Raw genomic sequence first — 23766 nt, forward strand, 5'->3', positions numbered from 1 at the left:
GTGAATCATTATCCCGGTCAAGCCCGTCAGTAATGGCGGGTTTTTTTGCTTTCTGGTTATTAACCGCGCTAATTCACAGCCGACATGCTATAGTGCTTAGGTCACTATACCCCATTGCTATAAACAGCAAATCTTGCACCTGCGAGCTTTTATCTAAACAATAGATGCGGTATCCAAAGGAAAGCCTTATGGATCAGAACGCGCTATACCACCGAATTCTATCAATTGCAGAAGGTATGTTAACTATCGCTGTATTGACTTTGACGACCTTCGCATTAGTTTACTGGTTTAAATAATACCTACCCGCCATTAACTCAACTGGAAGAGTATTTAGTCTTAGCGAAACTAAGAGTCGGGGTTCGATGCCTCGATGGCGGTCCAGCTAGCTCAAGCAACAAAATATTCCAAAATTATTCTAAGGGCTGCGCGTTGCGTGGCCTTTTTCGTATATAGCCACCGCAAATCACTATCAACATGTTTAATTACTGCAATGACGTTGCTGGTGGCTGCCTATTAACTAAATGTCGGGCACTCCGTTGGGGGTGGATATGCGTATGCCACATAGAGATCCAAATAACTATAGCTGGTTCCGCGAGATGCTTATCTTATTGATGACCATGCTCGGTGTGGCTGCCAGCTATGCATATAAGGTTTTAAATGGAGAGAAGTTCAGCTGGCGGACTTTTATCTTACAAGCAATTGTTGCGGTATTTGCTGGTGCAATTGTGTTTCTTGCATCTAGTTACTATCAATGGGTTCCTGAAATAGCTGGTGGAGCTGCTGGCTTCGCTGGTTGGTCTGGTGCTGAACTCATTAAAACAATTGAAAAGCGTTTTTTAAGGAAGGTATCAGGTGAGTAAATTTAAATTCAGTAATCGCAGTGAAGAAAATCTACGAGGCGTTCATCCTGATTTGGTGAAAGTGACACGTAGAGCAATTGAGCTAACTGGCATTGACTTCATGGTCATTGAAGGCAAGAGAACTGAAGCACGGCAACGCCAATTAGTAAAAAATGGCGCTAGCCAGACGATGAATAGCCGGCATTTAACAGGCCACGCGGTGGATTGCGCGCCATTGGTCAATCGTGAAATACCATGGAATGATTGGTCTAAGTTTAAATTAGTTGCTGATGCCATGCTGCAAGCGGGTAAAGAGTTTGGTATCGATGTCGAATGGGGTGGTAATTGGAAAAGCTTTAAAGATGGCCCTCATTTCCAGCTGTCACATAAGTCATATTCGGCATGAATACGCTAACCAAAGTATTAGCGAGTGCTTGCTTGATCCTTGTTGCTTGGCTTGGTTGGGTAATACATGATTACGGCAACTTAAAGGATAATTACATTTCACTGAAAAAAGATAATGTTCAATTGGAAAGTGATAACGCCAAACAATCCGAAGTTATAGTCAAACAATCATTTGAATTCAACCGCTTCAATCAAATATCCACCACTGCCTATCGTTATGGAATTACCACTGATGCAAATTCAGAAAATAGAGTTATCGAGTATCGAAAAATACTCCAAAAAGAGCCTACCTGTGATTTGTATATCCCTGATGATATTGCTAACCGGCTGTACAACTACGCGAAAGGTTTACGTACCAGCGCAATGTACACCGATACCGGAAATTCTAACTCAACCCATGATAGTCCCATTACCTCCGACAAGATAACGTATTGCCAAGCGGCACTCTGGATTGATCCGTTGATATCAACGATTGATGGCGGTAATGCACGGTTTAAGGCTATACGAAAAATAGAGGCTGAACGACATGAAAGTTCCAGTACAACAAACTCCCCTAAGAGAGATTGACATCGAAATAGCCAAAGAAGCATATAAGGCATATGCACGTAAATATGGTAACAGTCAGTCATTCGAGCAAATTATCAAAAGAAGTGGATTTTGCTGGGCTGAAATAACATATCACTTATATGAGCAAATTCAGTATTTAGAAAGCAATACGGGAAATTAAAATCAATAGATAAAAAAATCCCCCCACTTTTGAGGGGAAGGATATCAACCAGGGAAAACCAATCTAATACGAGCTTAACACCGCAGGGAGCTTTAGTTAATCTTAACTCATTGCTTTATATTTAATTGCCGTTAACTCGCCTCTTGAGGTAAATATCTGGACTTTAATTTTTCCGGAAAGTAAAAAAAGAGCACTTATCGTTCATACATCTCAAAAAATAATACCCTCATTATTAAAGAGACTTTTTACAGGCAAAAAAATAGCCCACAGAGAATTGGGCTAAAAAACAGCGTTGATGATTAATATGATATCCATACAAAGCTTAGCGGGTAATTTTAAATATGCAAATGGAACTAATGATAATGAGAGGCGCAAGGGAGTTGTGACGTAGAGGGTAAAAAAAAAGCCCCTGTAGGCAGAGGCAAGGAGTTCAACGATATTAATTTTTTGTTTACGAATAACCCAAATGTCATATGGGTACGTAAATAATATCAGTAAAAATCAATCAATCTATTAATAAATTGTTACTAAATACGGAATAGATAATCGATATACGCGTGAAGCGATAAATAGGATAAAAAAATAGACCCGCGTGTCTAATGAGGGTCTGAAATATGGGCTACGGTATATCTTATTATTATGCCCCAATAAAACGGGTGTACTGCATGAGTTCACTGACAGTACGCTATTACCAACGAATAGCCATCTTATATTTGTAAAGGTTCATAGCCATCAGCTAATCACTGGTGGCTTTTTCATTTGTGGAGACAGTCATGTCAGATAAAAAAGAAATAGCCACTCTATCTATAAAGATGTCAGTCGATAGCACTGACTTAGATAAGTTGGAAGCACAGCTAAAGCGCATTGAAGGGCTGATGGTTAGTACAGGACTGAAGCAATCAACAAGCGTTGGATTTAGTGCTGATAAGTTTTTTGTTACAAATGGTCAGGTATTTATTGATGAGGCATTCATTGACAAAGCGGCGATTGAAAAGATAGCAATACAATCACCCACCACAACAATAAGAACTGGCGTTTGTTATGACGATAAGAAACAGTCTACCCACGCTCAGCTTGACCCCGATAGCATTAAATCAAAAGACTTTGACGCAAAGGTAGCCCACCGAATTTGTGGTATATCAATCATGCATGATGGCTCAATCTTGTTTGGTTCAGAGGGATATATGGGTCGTGAAAGCTCCGATGCTGCAATCGCATTGAAATCATCAGCTGCTATCACTCGATTAGAAAAGACAATATCTCATGAAGAGTCAGAATTCGAAAAGCTTAATCGGATGGTTGAGGATAAGTTTAGCCAACTGCAGTCTTCAATTACAGCCATGCAATGTACGCAAGCTGCTAGTGAGCAAGCAATAGATGATGCAATGCAACAAGCAGCAAAAGAGGGCGCAAGAAAGGGAGTGAAGCAAGTACTATCTAAAATAACCGCAAAAGTTAATGATCAATAGAGAGGTATTTATGGGGAGTGAAGGCTTTGATAGTCCGAATCGATTTAGAGCTCAGCTTGATAAACAGCTAAAAGATGAAAGGAAAGATGTCAATGGATATCAACCAGTCCGCAGTTGTAAAGGCGAGCCAATTCCACCACCAAAGAAATCATAAATTCATTAGATTGATTAATTTTATGAATAATTCAAAAGGTACTCCCGAGGGGGTACCCCTACCACGAGGCGGCGACCACGCGAAAAATGAGAAATTTTTGTGTTTTTATCGGCTGTCAGCACTGACGTAACTTGCTGTATTTCTTGTGGTTTATCTCATTCTGGTGTTGAATTTGCTTGTTTTTTGTTCATCACTGGTGTGTTTTTTCACTTATTTAAAACGATATTTGGATTTCATTTATTTGAGATTTTCAATCTCACCACCTGTTAACCTTGTAAATAATGAAAAAATATTTATGGATAATGAACTGAAAAATCTCAAACTAAATGTCAGTCAATTGGCTGCGATTTCTGATGTTCATCGGCAAACAGTGGCTGCAAGGTTAAAAAATGTCACTCCCGTCGGAGGGAATGGCTCAAATTTAAAATTGTACTCATTGACATCAATATTATCGGAATTGATGAAATTACCTCCTCCTGTTTCTAGTGAAGAAATGCTGCCGCAAGATCGAAAGGCCTGGTATCAGTCTGAGCGTGAGCGCCTTAAGTTTGAGCAGGAAACAGGGGAATTAATTCTTGCGTCCGATGTTGCTCGTGAGTTCGCCTCTCTTGCAAAAGCTGTTGTACAAACACTGGAAACCCTGCCAGATATTTTGGAGAGAGACTGCGCGTTAGCGCCTTCAGCCGTTTCTCGGGTTCAAAGTATTATCGATGACTTACGCGATCAAGTTGCGGAAAGAGTCATTAATGAAGAGGAGGTGGATAGCGGGGAGGAGTAATGATAAAGCAGATTACTGCCGCTGCGATAAAGAAAGATGTAGGTGGACTTTTGCGAGCCCCTCGCCGAATACCTGTTGCAGATGCCGTAGCAAAATATATGCGAGTGCCGGTCGGCGCTGGCAACTCCGTTCCTTGGGATCCGCTCGTTGCGCCCTACATTGTTGAACCTATGAATTGCTTAGCGTCAAGAGAATTCGACGCCGTTGTATTTGTGGGACCGGCTAGAACAGGTAAAACTATTGGTTTGATTGATGGATGGGTTGTGTACAACATTATTTGCGATCCTTCCGACATGCTTATTGTTCAAATGACGCGGGATAAAGCACAAGAACACTCCAAAAAACGACTTGCAAGAACTTTTCGGGCAAGCGCTGAGGTGGCTAAGCGACTGAGCCCACGAAAAAACGATAACAACGTACTGGATAAGTATTTTTTATCAGGTAGTTTTCTGAAAATGGGCTGGCCATCCATTAATGTCATGTCATCGTCAGATTTTAAATTTGTTGCATTGACTGATTATGACCGTTTTCCAGAGGATATTGATGGCGAAGGGGACGGTTATTCTCTCGCATCAAAACGAACAACAACCTTTATGTCTGCCGGCATGACGCTGGTTGAAAGCTCGCCGGGTCGCGACATTACGGACATTAAGTGGAAAAGAACCTCAGAACATGAAGCCCCGCCAACAACGGGCACAATGGCACTTTATAATCGAGGTGACCGTCGTCGCTGGTATTGGCCCTGCCCTCACTGCAATGAGTATTTTCAGCCAACAAAAGAAAACATGACAGGGTTCAGAAGCCACGTAGATCCTGTTATCGCCAGTGAGGCGGCAAGATTACAGTGTCCTCATTGCTTAGGCTTGATAGAGCCATCGCAAAAAAGGGAGTTAAACAGCAAAGGTATTTGGTTAATTGAAGGTCAGAAAATTGATAAACAAGGCAATATTTCTGGTGAGCCTCGGCGATCACGTATTGCCTCATTTTGGATGGAAGGGCCAGCAGCCGCTTATCAAACTTGGTCTCAATTGGTTTATAAGTTACTTGTAGGTGAGTTGGATTATGAAAAAACAGGTAGCGAAGAAACCCTAAAAGCAGCCATTAATACCGACTGGGGGTTGCCTTACCTACCAAAAATAGCACAAGAACAGCGCAGTGGTGATGAGCTTAAGGATCGTGCGGAATGTTGGGATTACGGTTCAGTGCCTAAAGATGTTCGATTTCTTGTGGCTACCATTGACGTTCAAGGGGGTAAAAAGCGCCGCTTTGTCGTTCAGGTTACTGGGTACGGGGCTAAAGGTGAACGCTGGATAGTCGACCGCTTTGACATCACTCGATCATTTCGTTCAAACGAAGAGGGCGAAGCCGAAAAAATTAACCCTTCCTCCTATGCAGAAGATTGGGATGTGCTTATTTCTGATGTACTTGATAAAACCTATCCACTTCAAGATCATGAAAATAGCGAAATGGGCATTCACTCCATGGCGGTGGATACCGGTGGAGAAGAAGGGGTAACGGATAACGCTTATAAATTTTGGCGCAAATGCAAAAAAGAGGGATTAGCGCGCCGTGTGTATTTATTTAAAGGGGACGGTAAAGCAAAAAGTAAACTGATTACCAAATCCTACCCAGATAATACTGACCGTTCAGACCGACGGGCAAAAGCGCGTGGTGATGTTCCTATCTATTTACTGCAAACCAATGAATTAAAAGATCGCATTTCCGCTCACCTTGGGCGTGAAACGATAGGGCCGAATTACATTCACTTCCCTGACTGGCTTGATGATTCTTTTTACGATGAGTTAACGTATGAAGAGCGTGACAGCAGCGGGAAATGGTCTAAACCGGGCAAAGGGGCTAACGAAGCGTTTGACTTAACGGTTTATGCGCATGCATTGGTTATTTTACTCGGGTACGAAAAAATAAAATGGGAGACCCCACCGAAGTGGGCTCAGTTACCGGACATTAATGATGTTCAGTCATCGCGTCCTGTCACTAATCGACCTTCTCCTGCATCTAAACCAATTCAAACTCAAACAGAAACACAAGAAACCAAGCCTAGCGCAATTTCGGCATGGACTCCTGTGTCTTCAACCTCTGGGGGATGGGTATGACCCGTGAACAAATTAAAGAAATGATGGATGCTTATCTAAAAGCAGAAATGGAAATACTGCAGGGGAAAAGCATCACGTTTAACGGCCAATCAATGACAATGGAAAACCTCAGCGAAATTCGTAAGGGGCGAGAATATTGGGAGCGGCGATATTCACAGAGTAGCACCTCAAGCCGTAAATCACCCGGTTATAAATTGGCGAGGTTCTAATGAATTTTCTGGATAAAGCGATATCGGTTATTGCGCCAACTTGGGGTAGCAGCCGCTTGAAATCGCGATTACAAATTCAAGCCTATGAAGCGGCTATCCCAACCCGACTTCATAAGGCAAGGCGTGAAAATCGAAATGCCAATCAGTTGACCCAAATTGGAGGGCAATCGTTGCGTGAGCAAGCGCGGTGGCTGGACAACAATCATGACCTGGTGATTGGTATTCTCGACAAGATGGAAGAGCGTATTGTCGGAGGGAAAGGGATTATTGTTGAGCCTCAACCGCTTTCATTAACCGGTGAAATTCATGCCGATCTGGCGAAACAAATAAGAGTCGCATGGTCAGAATGGTCAATAAAACCCGAAGTCACAGGCCAATATACCCGCCCGATGCTTGAGCGGCTTTTGGTGCGAACATGGTTACGGGATGGTGAGGTCTTTGCTCAACTGGTCAAAGGAAACCAAAAGGGGCTAGATAAGCAAGCTAACATTCCCTTTTGGCTTGAGGCGCTAGAGCCGGATTTTGTGCCTATTCATCTTGGTGATACCGGAAAGGGGATCCGACAAGGTATTCAGCTCAATAATTGGGGGCGACCCCAGTCTTATTTTGTTTACAAAAGCTTGTTAACAACAGGTCAGCAAATGGGAGATCTTAAGTCCATTCAAGCTGAAAACATGCTTCACCTTAAATATGTTCGCCGACTGCATCAATTACGGGGCAATAGTCTATTTTCCGGTATTTTAATGCGCCTGAGCTCATTGAAAGACTATGAAGATGCTGAGCTGACAGCGGCAAGAATTGCGGCTTCATTAGGGATGTACATCAAAAAAGGTGATGCAACGGCATACGATGACGATGAAGTAAAGAAAGATCGCAACATCATGATAGAGCCGGGCATTATTTATGATGACCTCCTACCCGGCGAAGAAGTCGGCATGATCAAATCAGACCGGCCCAATCAAAACCTTGAAAATTTCCGAAATGGGCAGTTGCGCGCGGTTGCAGCTGGTAGTCGCGGGAGTTATTCCAGTATTGCCCGAGATTACAACGGCACATACAGCTCACAGCGACAAGAGTTAGTGGAATCTTTTGAGGGTTATTACATCCTACAGGACACCTTTTGTGGGTCTGTCAGCCGTCCCGTTTATCGTCAGTGGTTGCAAATGGCAATTGCTTCAGGGGTTATTAGCGTTCCTCTTGATACCGATATGGACTCCCTTTTTAATGCGACTTACAGCGGCCCTGTTATGCCGTGGATTGATCCGCTCAAAGAATCCAATGCATGGAAAGCGCAAATACGGGGTGGTGCAGCCTCCGAAAGTGATTGGGTGCGCGCAAGAGGTGGTAATCCAGCGGAAGTTAAGCGCCGCCGTAAAGCGGAAATTGATGAAAATGAACGACTGGGGCTGCAATTTGACACTGACCCAGCCAATGACAAAGGTAACGATAATGCAGATGAAAAGAATGCATCTCATGCTGCCAAAAAACAGCACGACGATGACGACGATGACGAGTAAACCGTTAATGTCAGCGCCGGAGAAAAACTGGTTTCAAATGAAAGCGACCAGTGAAACCTCAGCAGACATTTATATTTATGACGAAATTGGCATGTGGGGGATCAGCGCCCGGCGATTTACCGAAGATTTAATTTCCCTTGGCAATATCAATCACATCAACCTTCATATCCATTCACCCGGAGGTGAGGTCTTTGAAGGCATCGCGATTTATAACCAACTTAAAAATCACAATGCCCACATTACCGTTTTTATTGATGGGCTAGCGGCGTCAATGGCCTCTGTCATTGCGATGGTGGGTAATGAAGTCATTATGCCGACCAATGCAATGTTGATGATCCATAAGCCTTGGGGAGTCTCTGCGGGTGATGCCAGTGATATGCGTGATTATGCTGACCTGCTTGATAAAGTGGAAAACGTCCTGATCCCTGCGTATATGGCGAAAACAGGGAAAACCCGAGAAGAACTCGAAGCCATGCTCGGTGAAGAAACATGGTTAACGGCTGAGGAGTGCGTGGAGCACGGCTTTGCTGACACAGTGATTGAGCCAATTAAAGCGATGGCCAGTCTTTCATCTAAACGCATTGAGGAATTTAAATCCATGCCAAGTACATTAAAAAATAATTTAAAAAACAGCCTAACAAGCCCACGCAATACGACTGCACCGATTGCAGATCCTGCGCCACAACCTCAACCCGCGAATTCACCGCAACCTGATACGGCAGGTATTCAAGCACAAGCACGACAAGCCGAGCAATCTCGCATGAATGGCATTAAAAATTTATTTGCCATGTTCGGTGGGAAGCATAGCGACTTAATGGTTGAGTGCATTACGGATATTAATTGCACTATTGAACAGGCAAAAGATAAAGTCCTAGACTTGGTCGCTAAAGATACAACCCCAACTAACACCGCGAATTATGGCGCACATATTTATGCAAACAACGGGAACATTATCGGTGATAGTGTTCGTGCGTCCTTAATGAGCCGCGCAGGCCATGAAGAATTACAGGGTGACAATCAATTCAATAACATGACACTGCGTGAGCTTGCCCGCATGTCACTGACTGAGCGAGGTGTGGGTGTCGCCAATTACAACCCAATGCAAATGATCGCAATGGCATTTACGCACACCACTTCTGATTTTGGTAACATCCTCTTGGATGTCGCCAATAAATCCATTTTGCTGGGCTGGACGGAAGCGGAAGAGACGTTTGATCTATGGACCAAAAAAGGGCAGCTGAGCGATTTCAAAACAGCAACCCGCGTAGGTATGGGTGGCTTTAACTCACTTCGTCAGGTGAGAGAAGGCGCTGAATACAAATACGTCACGACAGGGGATAAAAAAGAGACGATTGCACTGGCAACCTATGGTGAGTTGTTCAGCATTTCTCGCCAAGCCATCATTAATGATGACATGTCCATGTTAACGGATGTGCCGATGAAACTCGGCCGTGCGGCGAAAGCAACGATTGGTGACTTGGTTTATGTTGTCCTGACCGATAACAAAAAAATGCAGTCTGATGGTAAAGCATTATTTGGTTCAGATCGTGGTAACACCCTGAAAGGCGGTATGGACGTTGATACGATCGGACTGGGTAGAACGGCAATGCGCAAGCAAAAAGAAGGGGAGAGAGCGTTAAATATTCGTCCTGCCTTTATGATCGTGCCGACAGCGCTAGAAATAGCAGCAATCCAAGTTGTGGGTTCTGGCAGTGTTAAAGGTGCGGATGTTAACTCAAATATCATCAACCCCATCCGCAATATTGCTGAGATTATCACTGAGCCACGTTTAGATAACAAAAGTGATACCACTTGGTACATGGCATCTGCAAAAGGTACGGATACGATTGAAGTGGCTTACCTTAATGGCGTTGATATTCCGTATATTGACCAACAGGAAGGTTTCACCGCTGACGGCGTAACCACCAAAGTCCGTATCGATGCCGGTGTTGCACCAATAGATTATCGTGGGTTGGTACGCGTCGAAGCCTAATTTGTTTTCTTAATATTTATCTCTCGCCCTAATGGGCTTTTTTTATACCTAAAATCTGGCTTTTCGGAGCCAGAAGGAGAAGTTATGGCTAAGAATTACCAACAACAGGGTTTAACTGTTGAGATTAAAAACACCGGCACCGCAGTGATCCTTAGTGGCGCTTTAGTGATGGTTGGCGTGTTGGCTTGTATTGCAGCCACAAATATTGAAGTGGGTGAAACCGGTGATGGGTTCGCCGAGGGTGTTTTCTTATTGCCTAAAAAGGCAGGCTTGGCTTTAACGGCAGGGCAGACGGTAACCGCTGATAAAGGCATTGTGGCAGACAAGGGCGGTGTCGCTGTCGGGGTAACATGGGAAGCGGCTGAAGCCAGTGCAGAACTTGTACCGGTTAAGTTGAATATATTCCCGACAGTTGCTGCTGCAGGCGGTTAATTTATGAGTGCGTTTGAACGGTTAGCCGATCGCATGGACGCACTCACCGCAACACGCATGGGAAAGTCCATCACAATTAACGGTGTTGACTACATTGGGGTGGAATCTCATTTCTTGCCCGAATTTGGACCTGTTACAGGGGATGGACTTTCCTATGTCATTTTTTCTGATGCGTATAAGCCCGAAAAAGATGACAGCGTGATTGCTGGTGGCTTTCATTATAAAGCGACTCGCCGCCAAAGATTTAATGGCAAGTGGATGATTTTTTTAGAGGCTGATGACGATGAAGGGGAAGGATGAAGCGATTCGAAATCTCAGCATGATTGTTGATAAGGTCACTCCTGTAGCAACCGCGCAGGCGATTAATCGAATTGCGGCAAGAGCCATTAGTCGTAGTGTTAAGCAAGTTTCTAAAGAAGTTAACATTCAGCAGAAGATCATCCGCAAACGTGTAAGGCTCAAAAAGGCCAGTGCGAAGCAGGGAACGCCAAAAGCGCGGGTTACGGTAAACCGAGGTAACTTGCCGGCGATTGTACTCGGCACGGCGCGTGTTCAATTGTCCCGAAGTCGAGGAATTGAGCGTCGACACGGCAGTGTTTTAAAAGTGGGTAAATTCACATTTAAAGGCGCGTTTATTCAACAGCTAAAAAATGGCAAGTGGCACGTCATGCAACGGTTAAGCTTAAGTCGCTACCCAATTGATGTTGTCAAAATACCCGTTTCTAAACCGCTAACGGAAGCCTTTGAAGAACACGCCATTAAAGTCCGTGAAGAGGACATGAGCAAAGAAATGCGAGATGCCTTGAATAACCAACTTCGGCTTTATTTTAAGGGGGGATAGTGATTAAGCATACCAAGATCCGCACATTGATTATTGATGGAATTAAAGCGCATATTCCGAATATCAATCTATACGATGGCAGACCGGTGAATTTTGATGAGTCAGAGCTTCCCGTTATTGCCGTTTATTTAACAGAGCCTCACCCAGACTCAAATTACCTTGATAGCAACCAATGGATGGCCATTCTTCATGTTGAGCTTTTTTTAAAAGCGGCAAAAACCGATTCTGATTTAGATAAATGGGTAGAAGAAAAGCTGTACCCAGCAATCGAAAGCATAAGCAATTTAGGTGACGTATTAACCGATATGACACCGAAAGGGTTTGATTATGATCGCGACGATGAAATGGCGCTATGGGCATCCGTTGATTTGACCTATCAAATTGAATACGAAATGTAAGGAATTTAATTATGCCAACAGTACCAAATCCATTAGCCCCGACTAAAGGGGCGGGAACAACACTCTGGATTTATACCGGAGCGGAAGAAACTATTACCGATCCATTAAGTGATACAGGGTTTACCCGTTTAGCGAAGGTCAAAGAGCTACAGCCCGGTGAAATTACTGCAGCCAGTGAAGATGATAGCTATCTTGATGATCCTAACGGTGACTGGGAAAACACATCGCAGGGTGAAAAATCATCAGGTGAAGCCAATATCACACTTGCATGGAAGCCGGGCGAAGAAGGCCAAAAAGATCTTGTAAAATGGTTTGATAGCGGGGACACCCGTTTTTATAAAATTGCCTACCCGAATGGAACTGTTGATTTGTTTAAGGGGTGGGTAAGCGGGCTAGGAAAAACCATTCCAATCAAAGAAACCATCACCCGTACAGTAAAAATTCAAAACACAGGACGCCCAACGCTAGCGGAAGAAATTGAGCCGAAGCCAGCAGGTAAATCAGTGCCCGCACCAAAAGACTAATAAATTAGTTCAATCAATAAGATAGCCACAGTTGTTGTGGCTTTTTTTATGCCTACAGAAAAAGGTAATACTATGTTTTTAAAGAAAAAAGAAGTGAGTTTCGGCGATGAACAAATTGTTTTGCATGAGCTATCGGCACTGCAACGCGCAGATTACTTTGATTTTTTAGCTAAGCAAGAAAAGAGCATGGAAGGGCTAGAAGGCGTTGAGCTTGGTGCTAAATCGATGCGCGCAATGGCAGAAAGCCAAGCTTGGCTGGTTTCTCGTTCACTTTGGCACAATGACCGTGATCGTGATGTTGAAGAAGTTTACGAAGAAGTAGCCCAAACATGGAGCGGCTCATCATTAGATGAAGCGGTACGTGCAATTTCTGAAATTAGCGGCATGACCTCAGCGGAAAATGATGATGACGCTAGTGAGAGCGAGACTGAATCACTGGAAAAGTAGTTCGCCGTGAACGTATTTTTGCATTACGACTTGCGCGTGAATTTGGGCGACCAGACTGGCGTCGAATGCTCAGTGAGATGAGTGCTTCTGAATTTAACGATTGGATAGGTCACTTCGATAAAACCCCCTTCACACCTCAGTTAATTGACATTGAATTTGCGACTCTGCACACCTCAATTTATTCAGCGATGTGTGGCGCTAAAACTGAACTCACTGATTTTATGCTGTTAACGGATATCGAGCCCAGTGAAGAAGATATGTCTGATGAAGTAATTCAATCTATCGGGGAAGGCATACCAGGAGGGCAACGGTATGAGCAAACAAATAGCGGATCTTGAGATAAAAATTGGTGCAGATACCACCGAGTTTTTGGAAAAGGCGGGGCGAGTTGAGCGCCAATTGTCAGAGCAGGAACGCAAAGAGCAGGCATCCAAAAAGCGCCAGCAAGATTTTATGGACAAGCAAGCCGCGAAAGCGGAAGCGGCGCTGCAGCGTTCACGGACGCAACTTAAACAGTTTGAAAAAGAATCTATTTCAGCGGAGCAGAAGGCGTCCAGTGATCGCCAGCGAGCGATGAAAGAAATGGACGCCATTCATGCGAAGATTAAAGCCTTGCATGAGGCTGAACTAAAAAAATCAACCAATTCAAGCGGTCAAGAGTTTCGAGCGGAACAGTATTACGTCCAATTAGATGTGGTTGAAAAGTACGGCAAGGGCTTGGAAAACCTGAATGATATTCGCCGGCGCATGAATCGGGATATGCAGCAAGGGTTACTTAACGCCAAAGATTATCAAGCTTTATCATCACAAGCGGTTGGTACGGCAAAATCGATGGAGCGCGCGGAAATCTCCGCAACCCAAGCTAAACAACGTTTTATTAATAAGCTCAAAGAACAAGTTACTCAGCAAAATCTTTCACGTACTGAAATGTTGCGCATCAAGGCCGCTCAACTAGGCGTTTCGAGCTCAGCCGATATTTATATTCGTAAACTCGAAAAGCAAAATAGTGTCATGAAGGGGGTCGTTTTAACGTCTGGACAGTATCGACAAGCGATGCGCCAGCTACCTATGCAAATGACGGATGTAGTGACTTCACTAGCATCGGGTATGCCGCTATGGCTGGTGGCTATTCAGCAAGGGGGCCAAATTAAAGACTCCTTCGGGGGCTTTGGTAATTCCCTAAAAGCGATCGCATCCTTAATTACCCCTTGGAAAGTTGCCATGGTGGGTGGTGCAGGGGTATTGGCCGCATTTGGTATTGCAGCCTACCAAGGTTCGAAAGAACTGACTGAATACAATAAGCAACTTATCTTAACCGGTAACTATGCGGCAAAAACCAAGGGGCAACTCAACGAGCTCGCTAGGTCATTATCAGGCGATGGCATCACGCAGTATAAAATGGCTGATGCGCTTGCACAGGTAGTAGGTTCCGGTTCTTTCACTGGCTCACAAGTGGATATGGTTGCTAATGTCGCTGCAAAAATGGAAAAGGCCACCGGTCAATCTATCGATGAAACCATTAAGCAATTTCAGCGACTTAAAGACCAGCCTGTCCAAGCCGTCATGGAATTAGATAAATCCATGCATTTCCTGACAGCGACTCAGCTAGAGCAGATCACTACGCTTGAGGAGCAAGGAAGAAAAACCGAGGCGACAAAGTTAGCTTGGGAACTTTATTCCACAGCTATAAATGAACGCACCAAGCAAATGAGTGAAAACATAGGCTCGCTGGAAAGTGCTTGGAGATGGGCTGGGGATGAGGCGAAAAAAGCATGGGATAAAATGTTAGATCTTGGCAGGGAAGCACCAGTTGAAGATGAAATAAAACGCCTTGAAAAATATATTGCTAATTTTGACGATACTATCTACACATTTGGAATGGATGAAAGGAAGGAGAAACTAGCCTTATTAAAGGAAACTAAATTTCAAAACGACATAAAATCCGCTAGAGATAAAGCGGAAAGTAATGAAGAGGAGCGGAAAAAGAAAATTTTCAATGCAGATCAGAAACTGAAAAGAGACTACGAGGGAGCAGAGGATAAACACCAAAGAAGATTAGCAGAAATTAAAAATTCAGGCGCAACACCATCAGTTATTGATGACTCAATCAAAAAGGAGGAAATAAGATATAAAAAGGAATTAGCCAGAGAAACACCGAAAACCCCAAAAGGTAAAGCATACAAACCAGACTTAGGAACAAGACAAGATGAATCTGCGCAAGCAGAATTAACCTCACTTCAAGCACAATTAAAACTTCTTCAACAGCATTCATCTGCAACTGATTTTATCAGTCAGCAGCGTAAAAACTTGCAGTTAGAGCAGGCTAAATTCGATGTTCTGGAGGAGGCGAGTAAATCACGTAAGTTATCGCTTGATGAGCAATCTTTATTAAAAAATAAAGAAAGCATACTTGTAAACAAAAAGATGCTGGCAGATTTGGGCGATCAAATTTCCAAGCAAGAGCATCTTAATAAATTACAAGATCAGGCTGATAAATACGCCAAGCAGCAAGAGGCGCGGCAAAAAGCGATTACTGATTCACTGGGTAAGTCATCGCTTGAACTTCAGCGGGCGTTAGAAGTTGAGCAATTACGCTCAACTTATGGCGGGACTCCTCAGTGGGATACGGTTAGATCAGCAAAGCAAGCAACTTTTGATAAGGAAGATACTGCAAAAACAGACTGGGCTGCAGGCGCAAGCACGGCATGGGGGAATTATCGTGATGCAGCATTGGATGCCAATGCACAGATCCAAAGCGTCACTTCGGCAACGTTAAATGGCTTTAGTTCACAGCTAGCAGAAACACTAACTAGTGGTGAGGCTAACTTCAAGGATTTTGCAAAATCCATCTTAAAAATGTTAGCCGAAATAGCCATTAAAATGGCTATTGTTAAAGGATTTGAGGCTTTCGGGTTTGGCGGTGGTGCGGTTACGGCAAATGCTAATGGTGGAGTTTATAACTCGCCGGGGCTCAGTGCATATAGCGGGCAGATTGTATCAAAACCGACACTGTTTCCATTTGCTCGCGGAGCAGGCTTGATGGGGGAAGCTGGTCCTGAAGCTATCCTTCCTTTGCGTCGTGGCGCTAATGGTAAGTTGGGCGTAGTCGCAGCCAATGCAAATCAGAATGCTGGTGGCTTTCATCAAACAAACCATGTGACTATTCAAAATGATGGTTCAAATGGTGAGATAGGACCCCAAGCACTCAAAGCGTTCTATGAAATAGGCAAAAAAGGTGCCGAAGACTATATGAGAAAACAGCGCCGCGATGGCGGTTCATTCGCATAAATAACACAATAATCAAGCCAAGCCTCCTTTACGGGGGCTTTTTTATATCAAAAAAAATAGCCCCGGTGCTGGGGCTTGAAGGGATGGTTCTTAGGAATATATCTGAGGGTGATAACTAAGCGATGTAATAACCATACCCCTCTCAATGTGATGTTACGAAAGTAAAGTTAAAAGAAAGTTAAATTTATTCAGTTTCTGTAATAAGCAGCATGCATTTCACCCTGCGCACCACATGCACACACATCTAAAAACATCGAACCGTTATTTAGGAATGAGCCTTTGAGGAGATCAGTTATAGCTGATACTGCTTCGATGGGCTGATCTCCTATGTGGCAAGGGTTCATTACTAAGTAAGGACAGTATCATGACTAAATTAACAGTCATCAACAATGCTATATCTGAACAACCAACCATGACCAGTTTGGAAATGGTTGACTACATCAACGCCGATCGAAAGGCAAAAGCAGAAATGAAAGGCCTTAAGTTTCCATGTCGCGAATACAGAAAGTTAAGGCATGACCATTTCATGGTTAAAGTCCCCAAGGTATTGGGTGGAAATCAATCTCCTAAATTTTTGGGAGATTACACCGATTCAAAAGGCCGTTCATATTCATGCTATCGCTTCCCAAAACGTGAAGCTTGCCTGATGGCCATGAGTTATAGCTATGAACTTCAAGCGCAGGTTTTTGATCATATGACGGAGCTAGAGTCTGAATCAGGTTTTTGTTTTACTGTTCAACAGCTACAACACATGTTAGCGGTAGCAAGAAAAGCTTCTGATGAAGATTCTAGTGATGCAGGTCGTCGATTGCGTAAGCGACAAGATGATTTAATTATTCTAAACCGCGCTGAAAAGCTAATAGGTGACATTAGCCAAATGGCGCTAGGGTTAGTCGGCGGCGGTAAGTTTCTCTCCCATGACAAATAAACCTAATTACGCCGGCTCAAAACTGAGCCAATTGATTTTACAGGTGAATAGGTCGCTCAGCGGTCTTTTTTATGGGTGGAATAATGGAAATATTTAATTGGCCAATTAAACCGGGGATGAAAACAGACTTCTCCCCTCGCACTAAATCTGTTCAGTTTGGTGATGGCTATGAACAACGTAAACCTGACGGATTAAACTCACACCTTGAAAAATATAATGTTAGCTTATCATTGCGACCTGAAAAAGCTAAACAGGCTCTAGCGTTTTTAAAGCGCCATGGGGGGGTGAGATCATTTCTATTTCAGCCTGCCAAAAGTGAGCCTGCAGTTGTGGTTGTTTGTAAAAAATGGTCATCAGATAGCGGGAATATTAGAACTGGAATAAGTGCAGAATTTGAAGAAGTAGCTTGCTAATTCAAGATCGCTTTCTCTTTTATCTCAATCCGCTAATATAATAGTAACTATTTCCGTACGAGGTTGTTATGTTTATATTAAGGCTCCTAATCTTGGTCTTTCTTGTTTTTTACAGTTTTTCTATGGGGCAGATACCAGCACATAGTTTAAATAGTTTTGGTAGAGTCGTGTCATTATCATTTTTTATTGCGGCCCCTTTGCTGTACGTTTTACCTGCAATCGAGGCTAAAATTAAAAGCCATTCAAGATTTAATCAAATTCTAGTAGTAAATATTTTACTAGGCTGGACGTTAATTGGCTGGGTTGTTGCTTATGTGTGGGCTTTAGGCGGTAAAGACGAAAACAGTAAAAGTATAATGGCTAATGTAAACTTAGGTGTGGGTAGAAAAAAAACAAAGCAATGTCCTTATTGTGCGGAGGATATATTGGAGGCGGCAATAAAGTGTAAGCATTGCGGGAGTGATATTCCGCCCAAAGATTGATTAATCTCTTAAAACTATAATAACCACCTTCGGGTGGTTTTTTAATGGGTAAAATAAATGCAAAACATCCCACCCGAATTACTCATCGCAACTGCAAAGCTTGAAGCAGATGCGGAAATTATACTTTATGAAATAGATCTGACCAATATTGGTGGGGTTAAGTATCGATTTTATAATGGTACCAATGAATTATTGAAACCGGTTATTTGGCAAGGTCAAGAATATGAGCCTTATCCTATTATGGGGGATGGTTTTGAATTTAACGGTAAAGGTCCATCAAGTCGCCCATCCCTCTCGTTATCAAATCTATTTGGTTTGATTTTTGGCATAGCCAGCCGCTTAAACTCAGGTCTAGGCGGCATAGTTACGCGCCGAAAAACAACCTCACGATTCCTCGATGCAATTAATTTTGCGGGTGGCAATGAAAATGCGGATCCGACACAAGAGCAAATAAGCCGTTGGGTCATCGAACAATTAACGTCGATTAATACTGAAACCGCAACGTGGGAACTAGCCGCACCCACAGAAACCGATGGGGCGACGTTTCCAGCTCGAGTGATCCTTTCGGATGTGTGCAACTTTGGTTATCGTTCTGAAGAGTGCGGTTACAAGGGTGTCCCCGTAGCTGATGAGCTCGGAAATCCAACACAAGACCCGAGCAAGGATAAATGCGGCAAGCGCTTATCCGACTGCAAATTAAGGAGTAACACCGCCAGAATTGGCTGTTTCCTTTCTTCATCCCGCCTCAGCCAGTAAGGATCACTATGTTAGAAAATCACATCCTGGTGCATGCAAAAAGCATGGCGCCACAGGAATCGTGCGGCCTTGTCATCATGCAGGGTGAGATAGAAAAATATATTCCCTGCAAAAACAACCATGCCGACCCTGAAAATTATTTCTCTATTTCAGTCGAAGATTACATTCAAGCTAGTCAACTTGGCGAGGTTATCGCTATTGTTCACAGCCACCCAGATGGACAGCCTTATTTAAGTTCAGCGGATAGAGCGCATCAATTAAAAACACATCTTCCATGGTGGCTAGTTTGTGATGAAAAAATTATCAAATTTGACTGTGTACCGCGATTGCTTGGGCGTGAGTTTATTCATGGTGGCACTGATTGTTATGGATTATTTCGGGATGCCTATCATTTAGCCGGCTATCCATTGCCCGAATTTAAGCGTAATGATAACTGGTGGAAGCAAGGAAAAGAGCTCTATTTAGATAATTTGGCTGTAAATAGCTTTAAACAAGTCAAAAGAGATATTCAAGCGGGTGACATTATTCTGTGTTGCTACGCCAGCTCCCGGGCAAATCACGCCGCAATCTACTTGGGCGACCAAACCATTTTGCACCACGTCCCTAATCAACTCAGTAAGCGCGAGGTTTATAACGAAAGATGGCAAAAAATGACGCACTCGATTTGGCGCTACCGCAACTGGCAACCCTCCGCTTTTACGGGGATTTGCAACGATTTGGCAGTCGATTCGATTTAAATATTAAAACCGCCGCAGAAGGCCTTCACGCCTTATTTCTTCAAATTCCCAGCCTTAAACAACAATTCCGTGATGGATGGTACCAAATACGCATTAGCGGCTCCGATGTTAACCCTAATGAGTTACATCAGCGTGTCTATGAGCCATTAATGCCGAACGCGGTTATCCATATCGTTCCTCGTATTGAAGGGGCAAAAACAGGCGGGGCTTTCCAGTTCATTGCGGGCGCTGCCATTTTAGCTGTTGGCTGGTGGAACCCTGCGGGGTGGAGTTTTGGTGCGTCAATGATGTTAGCGGGCGGGGCAATGATGATCGGGGGTGTCGCGCAGATGCTAACGCCAATGCCCAAGCCGCAAAGCATGTCACGCTCGGAAGAAGAGAAAGGGAATACCTATTTCAGTAACTTAGAAAACGCAGTCGCACAAGGCATGGCGGTACCCATTGCCTACGGTGAAATTATGTGTGGGTCAAGGGTGATTTCTCAATCTGTTGAAATCATGGACGACAGTGATGCAAAAGATATTGATGTGGGCAAACATGGTGGCAGCGGGGAGACATAATCATGGGTAAGAATGGTGGAAAGCAGCATACACCGTATGAAGCGCCAAACGATTTAACATCAAGACAAAAATTATCCATTATCGATTTAGTGAGTGAAGGCCCTATAGAGGGACCGGTCGGTGATCTAAAAGGGGTGTATCTCAATAATACCCCGGTCATTGATTCGTCAGGCAACAGTAACGTTAACGGCATGAATGCGCAGTGGGTGTCAGGCACATTAGAGCAACCTGCATTAGAAGGTTTCTCCTCTTCCTCGAGTGAAACACCCGTTAGCATTGAAATTAAAAAAAGCACACCCGTTACTCGCACTATTACTTCCAGAAATATTGATCGCCTTCGCCTAACCTTTGGTACTCAAGCCCTCGTTGAAATCAAAGACAATGGAGATCGTGTTGGTACGGCAGTTGAATTACAAATTCAAATCCAGCGCAATGGAAGTTGGGTAACTGAAAAAAATGTCACTATCCGGGGTAAACGCAGTAACTCCCCGTATTTAATGGCCGTTATTATCGACAACCTGCCGCCACCGCCGTTTAGCCTTAGGATGGTGCGGATTACTGCAGACAGCACGAGCGATAGTTTGCAAAACAACACTATTTGGTCAAGTTACACCGAAATTACGGATATTAATCAAACTTATCCGGGCTCAGCCGTTGCCGGGCTAACGTTTGAAAGCGAGCAATTTGGCAACCAGTACCCCACTCGCAACTATTTGGTGCGGGGTTTAATTGTTCAAGTTCCCGATAACTATAATCCTGAAACTCGCACCTATGCGGGCATTTGGAGCGGGTCATTTAAGCCGGCATACACAAACAATCCCGCTTGGGTTTTGTATAGCTTATTAACGACAAAGCGCTTTGGTTTGGGTAAGCGACTTAAAATTGCGGAAGTTGATAAGTTCGCACTGTATGTTATTGGCCAATATTGTGATCAGCTAGTACCCGATGGATTTGGGGGCAAAGAACCTCGGGCAACCTGTAATGCCTATATTACTGATATTCGCAAAGCGTATGATTACTTCAGCGACCTGTGCTCAATCATGCGCATTATGCCCGTATGGAACGGGATGCAAATGACCTTCATTCAAGATCGCCCAAGCGATGTTGTCTGGCCATATACCAATGCCAATATAGCTAACGGTCGTTTTAATTACAGTTTTAGCCCATTAAAAGCCCGTCACACCGTCATTGAAGTCCGTTTTATCGATCCGCAAAATGGCTGGAAAACCAGTGTTGAGCAAATTTCTGATGATGCATTAGTGGCTCAATTTGGTATTAATGTGCTCAGGGTTGATGCGTTCGGTTGTACGAGTCGAGGGCAAGCAAGGCGTCACGGTTTATGGATATTGCTCACTGAAAAGCTAGAAACACAAACCGTTGAGTTTGATATTGGCGCGGAAGGGTTGCGTCATACGCCGGGCGATATTATTGAAATTATGGATAACGACTGGGTTGGCGGCGAGGATCCGATAGGTGGTAGATTGATTGCTATCGATGCGGCTCAAAAAGTATTAACCCTTGACAGGGAAGTCACAAAACCGAAATCGGGTACCGCATTTATTACGCTAATGAACAGCACTGGACGTTATGAACGTGTAAAAGTGACAGGGTACTTAGCCAATAGCCAAATTAAAGTGGAGTCGGTACCGAAAGGTATCGAACCTAAAACAGTTTGGGGAATAACGAAACCGGATTTAGCGCGCCGTTTGTTCAGGGCGATCACCATTTCCGATAAAGGTGATGGGACGTATGGGGTTATTGCTGTTCAGCACGTCCCAGAAAAAGAGGCTATTGTCGATCAGGGGATAAAGTTCGAACCCTTACCCGACACCCCATTGGGGGGCTATATTCCGCCGATTGAAAATTTATCAGTTGAAGTGAGTCCTGATAGTGACATCTGGCAAGTTGAAGCTAACTGGACAACGACAACCGCCGTTCGTGGCGTTGATTTTATGCTTAAATTAACCCAAGCTGGTCGTATTGTGGGTACCGCAAAAACGGAAGAAAATCGCTATCGGATCGGTAACTTACCTCAGGGTAATTATTTGCTATCCGTAGCGCCACAAAATAAAGATGGACAGAAGGGTGAGCAAGCCTCGGTCTCATTTGACATTAACCCACCGCCACCGCCGTCATACATTGATGTTGAGCCGGGCTTTTTTAGCTTAGGAATTATTCCGCACGTTGCAGGGCAAAATGCGCTGCGTCTGCAGTATGAGTTTTGGTTCTCTGAAAAACGGATCGCCAATATTAACGAAGTTGAGCTATTAGCCGAATACCTCGGCAACGGTACGATGTGGGTTATTCAGGGAAGAAAGCTGAAAGCTGGACAGACATATTATATTTACGTTAGAAGTGTTAACCCAGTGGGCAAATCGCAGTTTGTTGAAGCAAATGGCAAGCCAGAGGATAGAGCTGATGAAATACTCGAAGTTATAGGCGACAAATTCCTCAGCAGCGAAGCTGGTCAAATCATGCAAGAACAAATCGACTTCAACAAAGACCAAGTGTCTGACTTGAAAATTGACAGTGATGATTTCAAGCAAAAAGTTATCAGCATCGATCGCGAATTTGATGCGGTTAACGAAGCGATGATGACGATCACACAATTCTCAACCGAGAACTATTATGAACTCAAGGAAGAGTCAGCCAAAGGCAAAGCATCTATCAAGCAGTTAGAGCAGGTTCAAGCTGACTTCACGGTATCTCAAGCGAAGTATCAGCAAGAAGTTGCCTCAAAGTTTGAACGTACTGCAGCGGATGTTTTGACAGTTCAAGAATCATTAGCCAAATCCAATGAAGCTTTCGCTCAGCAAATCGGGCAAGTTCGTGCCGAGATTGAAAGTACCAATGAAGAAGTCGGTATCATTACAGGACGAGTGACCACGGTTGAAAAAGCCACGGTTGACCTCGAAAAAGCACAAGCAAGCCTTGAACAATCAACAGTCGCTGAGTTTGGTGAAATGCGCGGCTATATTACGCACATCGAACAAGCCTTTTCTGACAATGAAAAAGCCCTTGTCGAGTCAATAGGACAAACACAGGCTCAAGTTAACTTATTACACGATGAGGGGCGTGTTTCTCGGGCGCGTATCATTCGAACAGAGACCGCGTTAGCAACTGAAACAGAAGCGCGAGCAGAAGATAAGGTGCAAATCGATGCACGGTTTGATGATGCTGAAGGGGCTATTGTCACGATTAAAGAAGTTCAAGCCAAGCAAGATGAAGCACTGGCGAAAACGGAAGAGCAGTTACGTGCAGAAATCCAGATGGGTGATGAGGGCATCCAAGGGCAACTGGATGAGCAAGGCCAAAAGTTATCAAGCGTCAGCAGTATTGTTGATGAGCAAAAAACTGCAATTGCTAACCTGAACGAAACCACCACTAACATTACACAAACTCAAGAGAGTCAGTATAAGGATACTCAAGCCAGTATCGGTCAGCTAAAAGAAACCACCGCTAGCACTGACAAGGCACTAACTAAGGAAATAGAGAAAACTGAATCACGCTTTGAAGATAATGAAGCGTTAATCAGTCATCTCCAACAAACGACGGCCACCACGGAAGGTTCACAGGTTGAAGCTATCGGGCAGCTACAAGTCCAGCAAAACGTACAAGGTACTGAAATACTCAAATCACGAGCTGCTATTGTGCGTACTGATAATCTTGTTGCTAATAATCATCTTGCCTATGCTCAATCATTTGAGAAAATATCGACTCAATTTGATGGAATTAGCGCTGATATCACTACGATT

24 protein-coding genes and 1 pseudogene are annotated in these 23766 nt (G+C 43.9%); all 25 read left to right on the top strand.

Features of this window, described 5'->3' with window-relative positions:
* The first annotated feature begins 548 nt into the window (after positions 1 to 548).
* Positions 549 to 860 (top strand): phage holin family protein, encoded by a 312-nt coding sequence (locus tag M998_RS18900; RefSeq protein ID WP_311136302.1) that lies wholly within the window; start codon positions 549 to 551, stop codon positions 858 to 860.
* Positions 853 to 1245 carry a M15 family metallopeptidase gene (locus M998_RS18905; protein ID WP_068910310.1) on the top strand — a complete coding sequence of 131 codons (393 nt, stop codon included), beginning with the start codon at positions 853 to 855 and terminating at the stop codon, positions 1243 to 1245. Before M998_RS18900 ends, M998_RS18905 begins: the two co-directional genes overlap by 8 nt.
* Entirely contained in the window at positions 1242 to 1811 is a 570-nt protein-coding gene (locus tag M998_RS18910; RefSeq protein ID WP_068910312.1) for a hypothetical protein, read from the top strand. The genes M998_RS18905 and M998_RS18910 overlap by 4 nt, the downstream gene beginning before the upstream one ends.
* A gap of 933 nt (positions 1812 to 2744) precedes the next feature.
* Positions 2745 to 3440 carry a hypothetical protein gene (locus tag M998_RS18915; protein WP_068910314.1) on the top strand — a complete coding sequence of 232 codons (696 nt, stop codon included), beginning with the start codon at positions 2745 to 2747 and terminating at the stop codon, positions 3438 to 3440.
* Positions 3430 to 3594, top strand: coding sequence for a hypothetical protein (locus tag M998_RS19595; RefSeq protein WP_156510945.1), 165 nt, complete (start codon positions 3430 to 3432; stop codon positions 3592 to 3594). Before M998_RS18915 ends, M998_RS19595 begins: the two co-directional genes overlap by 11 nt.
* A 295-nt stretch (positions 3595 to 3889) precedes the next feature.
* Positions 3890 to 4372 (top strand): DUF1441 family protein, encoded by a 483-nt coding sequence (locus M998_RS18925; RefSeq protein ID WP_068910317.1) that lies wholly within the window; start codon positions 3890 to 3892, stop codon positions 4370 to 4372.
* Positions 4372 to 6486, top strand: a complete 2115-nt coding sequence (locus M998_RS18930) for a phage terminase large subunit family protein (protein WP_068910319.1) — start codon at positions 4372 to 4374, stop codon at positions 6484 to 6486. Before M998_RS18925 ends, M998_RS18930 begins: the two co-directional genes overlap by 1 nt.
* On the top strand, positions 6483 to 6695 hold the full coding sequence (locus tag M998_RS18935; RefSeq protein WP_068910321.1) for a DUF6148 family protein: 213 nt from the start codon (positions 6483 to 6485) through the stop codon (positions 6693 to 6695). The genes M998_RS18930 and M998_RS18935 overlap by 4 nt, the downstream gene beginning before the upstream one ends.
* Entirely contained in the window at positions 6695 to 8212 is a 1518-nt protein-coding gene (locus tag M998_RS18940) for a phage portal protein (protein ID WP_068910323.1), read from the top strand. The genes M998_RS18935 and M998_RS18940 overlap by 1 nt, the downstream gene beginning before the upstream one ends.
* Positions 8151 to 10205 (top strand): ClpP-like prohead protease/major capsid protein fusion protein, encoded by a 2055-nt coding sequence (locus M998_RS18945; protein WP_375342657.1) that lies wholly within the window; start codon positions 8151 to 8153, stop codon positions 10203 to 10205. Before M998_RS18940 ends, M998_RS18945 begins: the two co-directional genes overlap by 62 nt.
* 84 nt (positions 10206 to 10289) lie before the next feature.
* On the top strand, positions 10290 to 10637 hold the full coding sequence (locus tag M998_RS18950) for a DUF2190 family protein (RefSeq protein ID WP_068910326.1): 348 nt from the start codon (positions 10290 to 10292) through the stop codon (positions 10635 to 10637).
* A gap of 3 nt (positions 10638 to 10640) precedes the next feature.
* A complete protein-coding gene (locus M998_RS18955; RefSeq protein ID WP_068910327.1) occupies positions 10641 to 10937 on the top strand; it encodes an ATP-binding protein in 297 nt (98 codons plus the stop codon).
* Positions 10915 to 11478, top strand: coding sequence for a phage tail protein (locus M998_RS18960; RefSeq protein ID WP_197713324.1), 564 nt, complete (start codon positions 10915 to 10917; stop codon positions 11476 to 11478). Before M998_RS18955 ends, M998_RS18960 begins: the two co-directional genes overlap by 23 nt.
* Positions 11478 to 11876: a phage tail terminator protein gene (gene gpU, locus M998_RS18965; protein WP_082913053.1), complete on the top strand. Its 399-nt coding sequence runs from the start codon at positions 11478 to 11480 to the stop codon at positions 11874 to 11876. The genes M998_RS18960 and gpU overlap by 1 nt, the downstream gene beginning before the upstream one ends.
* 11 nt (positions 11877 to 11887) lie before the next feature.
* Positions 11888 to 12352 (top strand): annotated as a pseudogene (locus M998_RS18970) (phage tail tube protein); the annotation flags it as partial.
* 96 nt (positions 12353 to 12448) lie between these two features.
* A complete protein-coding gene (gene gpG / locus M998_RS18975; protein WP_068910331.1) occupies positions 12449 to 12847 on the top strand; it encodes a phage tail assembly chaperone G in 399 nt (132 codons plus the stop codon).
* 65 nt (positions 12848 to 12912) lie between these two features.
* Positions 12913 to 13185 (top strand): phage tail assembly protein T, encoded by a 273-nt coding sequence (locus M998_RS18980; RefSeq protein ID WP_068910333.1) that lies wholly within the window; start codon positions 12913 to 12915, stop codon positions 13183 to 13185.
* Positions 13160 to 16135, top strand: coding sequence for a phage tail tape measure protein (locus M998_RS18985; RefSeq protein ID WP_068910335.1), 2976 nt, complete (start codon positions 13160 to 13162; stop codon positions 16133 to 16135). The genes M998_RS18980 and M998_RS18985 overlap by 26 nt, the downstream gene beginning before the upstream one ends.
* A gap of 364 nt (positions 16136 to 16499) precedes the next feature.
* Positions 16500 to 17063: a Rha family transcriptional regulator gene (locus M998_RS18990; protein WP_197713325.1), complete on the top strand. Its 564-nt coding sequence runs from the start codon at positions 16500 to 16502 to the stop codon at positions 17061 to 17063.
* Positions 17064 to 17146: 83 nt separating this feature from the next.
* Positions 17147 to 17476, top strand: coding sequence for a phage tail protein (locus M998_RS18995; RefSeq protein WP_068910336.1), 330 nt, complete (start codon positions 17147 to 17149; stop codon positions 17474 to 17476).
* A gap of 167 nt (positions 17477 to 17643) precedes the next feature.
* Complete coding sequence (locus M998_RS19000; protein WP_169817221.1) at positions 17644 to 17958, top strand: superinfection immunity protein; 315 nt, start codon at positions 17644 to 17646, stop codon at positions 17956 to 17958.
* Positions 17959 to 18015: 57 nt separating this feature from the next.
* A complete protein-coding gene (locus M998_RS19005; protein ID WP_068910339.1) occupies positions 18016 to 18714 on the top strand; it encodes a phage minor tail protein L in 699 nt (232 codons plus the stop codon).
* Between the two features lie 2 nt (positions 18715 to 18716).
* Positions 18717 to 19451: a C40 family peptidase gene (locus M998_RS19010; protein ID WP_068910353.1), complete on the top strand. Its 735-nt coding sequence runs from the start codon at positions 18717 to 18719 to the stop codon at positions 19449 to 19451.
* A complete protein-coding gene (locus tag M998_RS19015; RefSeq protein ID WP_068910341.1) occupies positions 19355 to 20011 on the top strand; it encodes a tail assembly protein in 657 nt (218 codons plus the stop codon). The genes M998_RS19010 and M998_RS19015 overlap by 97 nt, the downstream gene beginning before the upstream one ends.
* 2 nt (positions 20012 to 20013) lie before the next feature.
* Positions 20014 to 23766, top strand: a 3753-nt coding sequence (locus M998_RS19020; protein ID WP_248846451.1) for a TipJ family phage tail tip protein, incomplete at its 3' end; no start/stop codon positions are given.

It is taken from the genome of Providencia heimbachae ATCC 35613 (assembly GCF_001655055.1).
In the GTDB taxonomy this organism is placed as follows: domain Bacteria; phylum Pseudomonadota; class Gammaproteobacteria; order Enterobacterales; family Enterobacteriaceae; genus Providencia; species Providencia heimbachae.

Bases quoted from the DNA above. Each gene is read 5' to 3' on its own strand.
- M998_RS19595 (WP_156510945.1), top strand. From the start codon at position 3,430: ATGATCAATAGAGAGGTATTTATGGGGAGTGAAGGCTTTGATAGTCCG.
- M998_RS18950 (WP_068910326.1), top strand. From the start codon at position 10,290: ATGGCTAAGAATTACCAACAACAGGGTTTAACTGTTGAGATTAAAAAC.
- M998_RS18910 (WP_068910312.1), top strand. From the start codon at position 1,242: ATGAATACGCTAACCAAAGTATTAGCGAGTGCTTGCTTGATCCTTGTT.
- M998_RS18990 (WP_197713325.1), top strand. From the start codon at position 16,500: ATGACTAAATTAACAGTCATCAACAATGCTATATCTGAACAACCAACC.
- M998_RS18900 (WP_311136302.1), top strand. From the start codon at position 549: ATGCGTATGCCACATAGAGATCCAAATAACTATAGCTGGTTCCGCGAG.
- M998_RS18945 (WP_375342657.1), top strand. From the start codon at position 8,151: ATGAAAAGAATGCATCTCATGCTGCCAAAAAACAGCACGACGATGACG.
- M998_RS18930 (WP_068910319.1), top strand. From the start codon at position 4,372: ATGATAAAGCAGATTACTGCCGCTGCGATAAAGAAAGATGTAGGTGGA.
- M998_RS18985 (WP_068910335.1), top strand. From the start codon at position 13,160: ATGAGCAAACAAATAGCGGATCTTGAGATAAAAATTGGTGCAGATACC.
- M998_RS18995 (WP_068910336.1), top strand. From the start codon at position 17,147: ATGGAAATATTTAATTGGCCAATTAAACCGGGGATGAAAACAGACTTC.
- gpG (WP_068910331.1), top strand. From the start codon at position 12,449: ATGCCTACAGAAAAAGGTAATACTATGTTTTTAAAGAAAAAAGAAGTG.
- M998_RS18925 (WP_068910317.1), top strand. From the start codon at position 3,890: ATGGATAATGAACTGAAAAATCTCAAACTAAATGTCAGTCAATTGGCT.
- M998_RS18915 (WP_068910314.1), top strand. From the start codon at position 2,745: ATGTCAGATAAAAAAGAAATAGCCACTCTATCTATAAAGATGTCAGTC.
- M998_RS19015 (WP_068910341.1), top strand. From the start codon at position 19,355: ATGGCAAAAAATGACGCACTCGATTTGGCGCTACCGCAACTGGCAACC.
- M998_RS18935 (WP_068910321.1), top strand. From the start codon at position 6,483: ATGACCCGTGAACAAATTAAAGAAATGATGGATGCTTATCTAAAAGCA.
- M998_RS18955 (WP_068910327.1), top strand. From the start codon at position 10,641: ATGAGTGCGTTTGAACGGTTAGCCGATCGCATGGACGCACTCACCGCA.
- M998_RS18940 (WP_068910323.1), top strand. From the start codon at position 6,695: ATGAATTTTCTGGATAAAGCGATATCGGTTATTGCGCCAACTTGGGGT.
- M998_RS18960 (WP_197713324.1), top strand. From the start codon at position 10,915: ATGACGATGAAGGGGAAGGATGAAGCGATTCGAAATCTCAGCATGATT.
- M998_RS18980 (WP_068910333.1), top strand. From the start codon at position 12,913: ATGCTCAGTGAGATGAGTGCTTCTGAATTTAACGATTGGATAGGTCAC.
- M998_RS19005 (WP_068910339.1), top strand. From the start codon at position 18,016: ATGCAAAACATCCCACCCGAATTACTCATCGCAACTGCAAAGCTTGAA.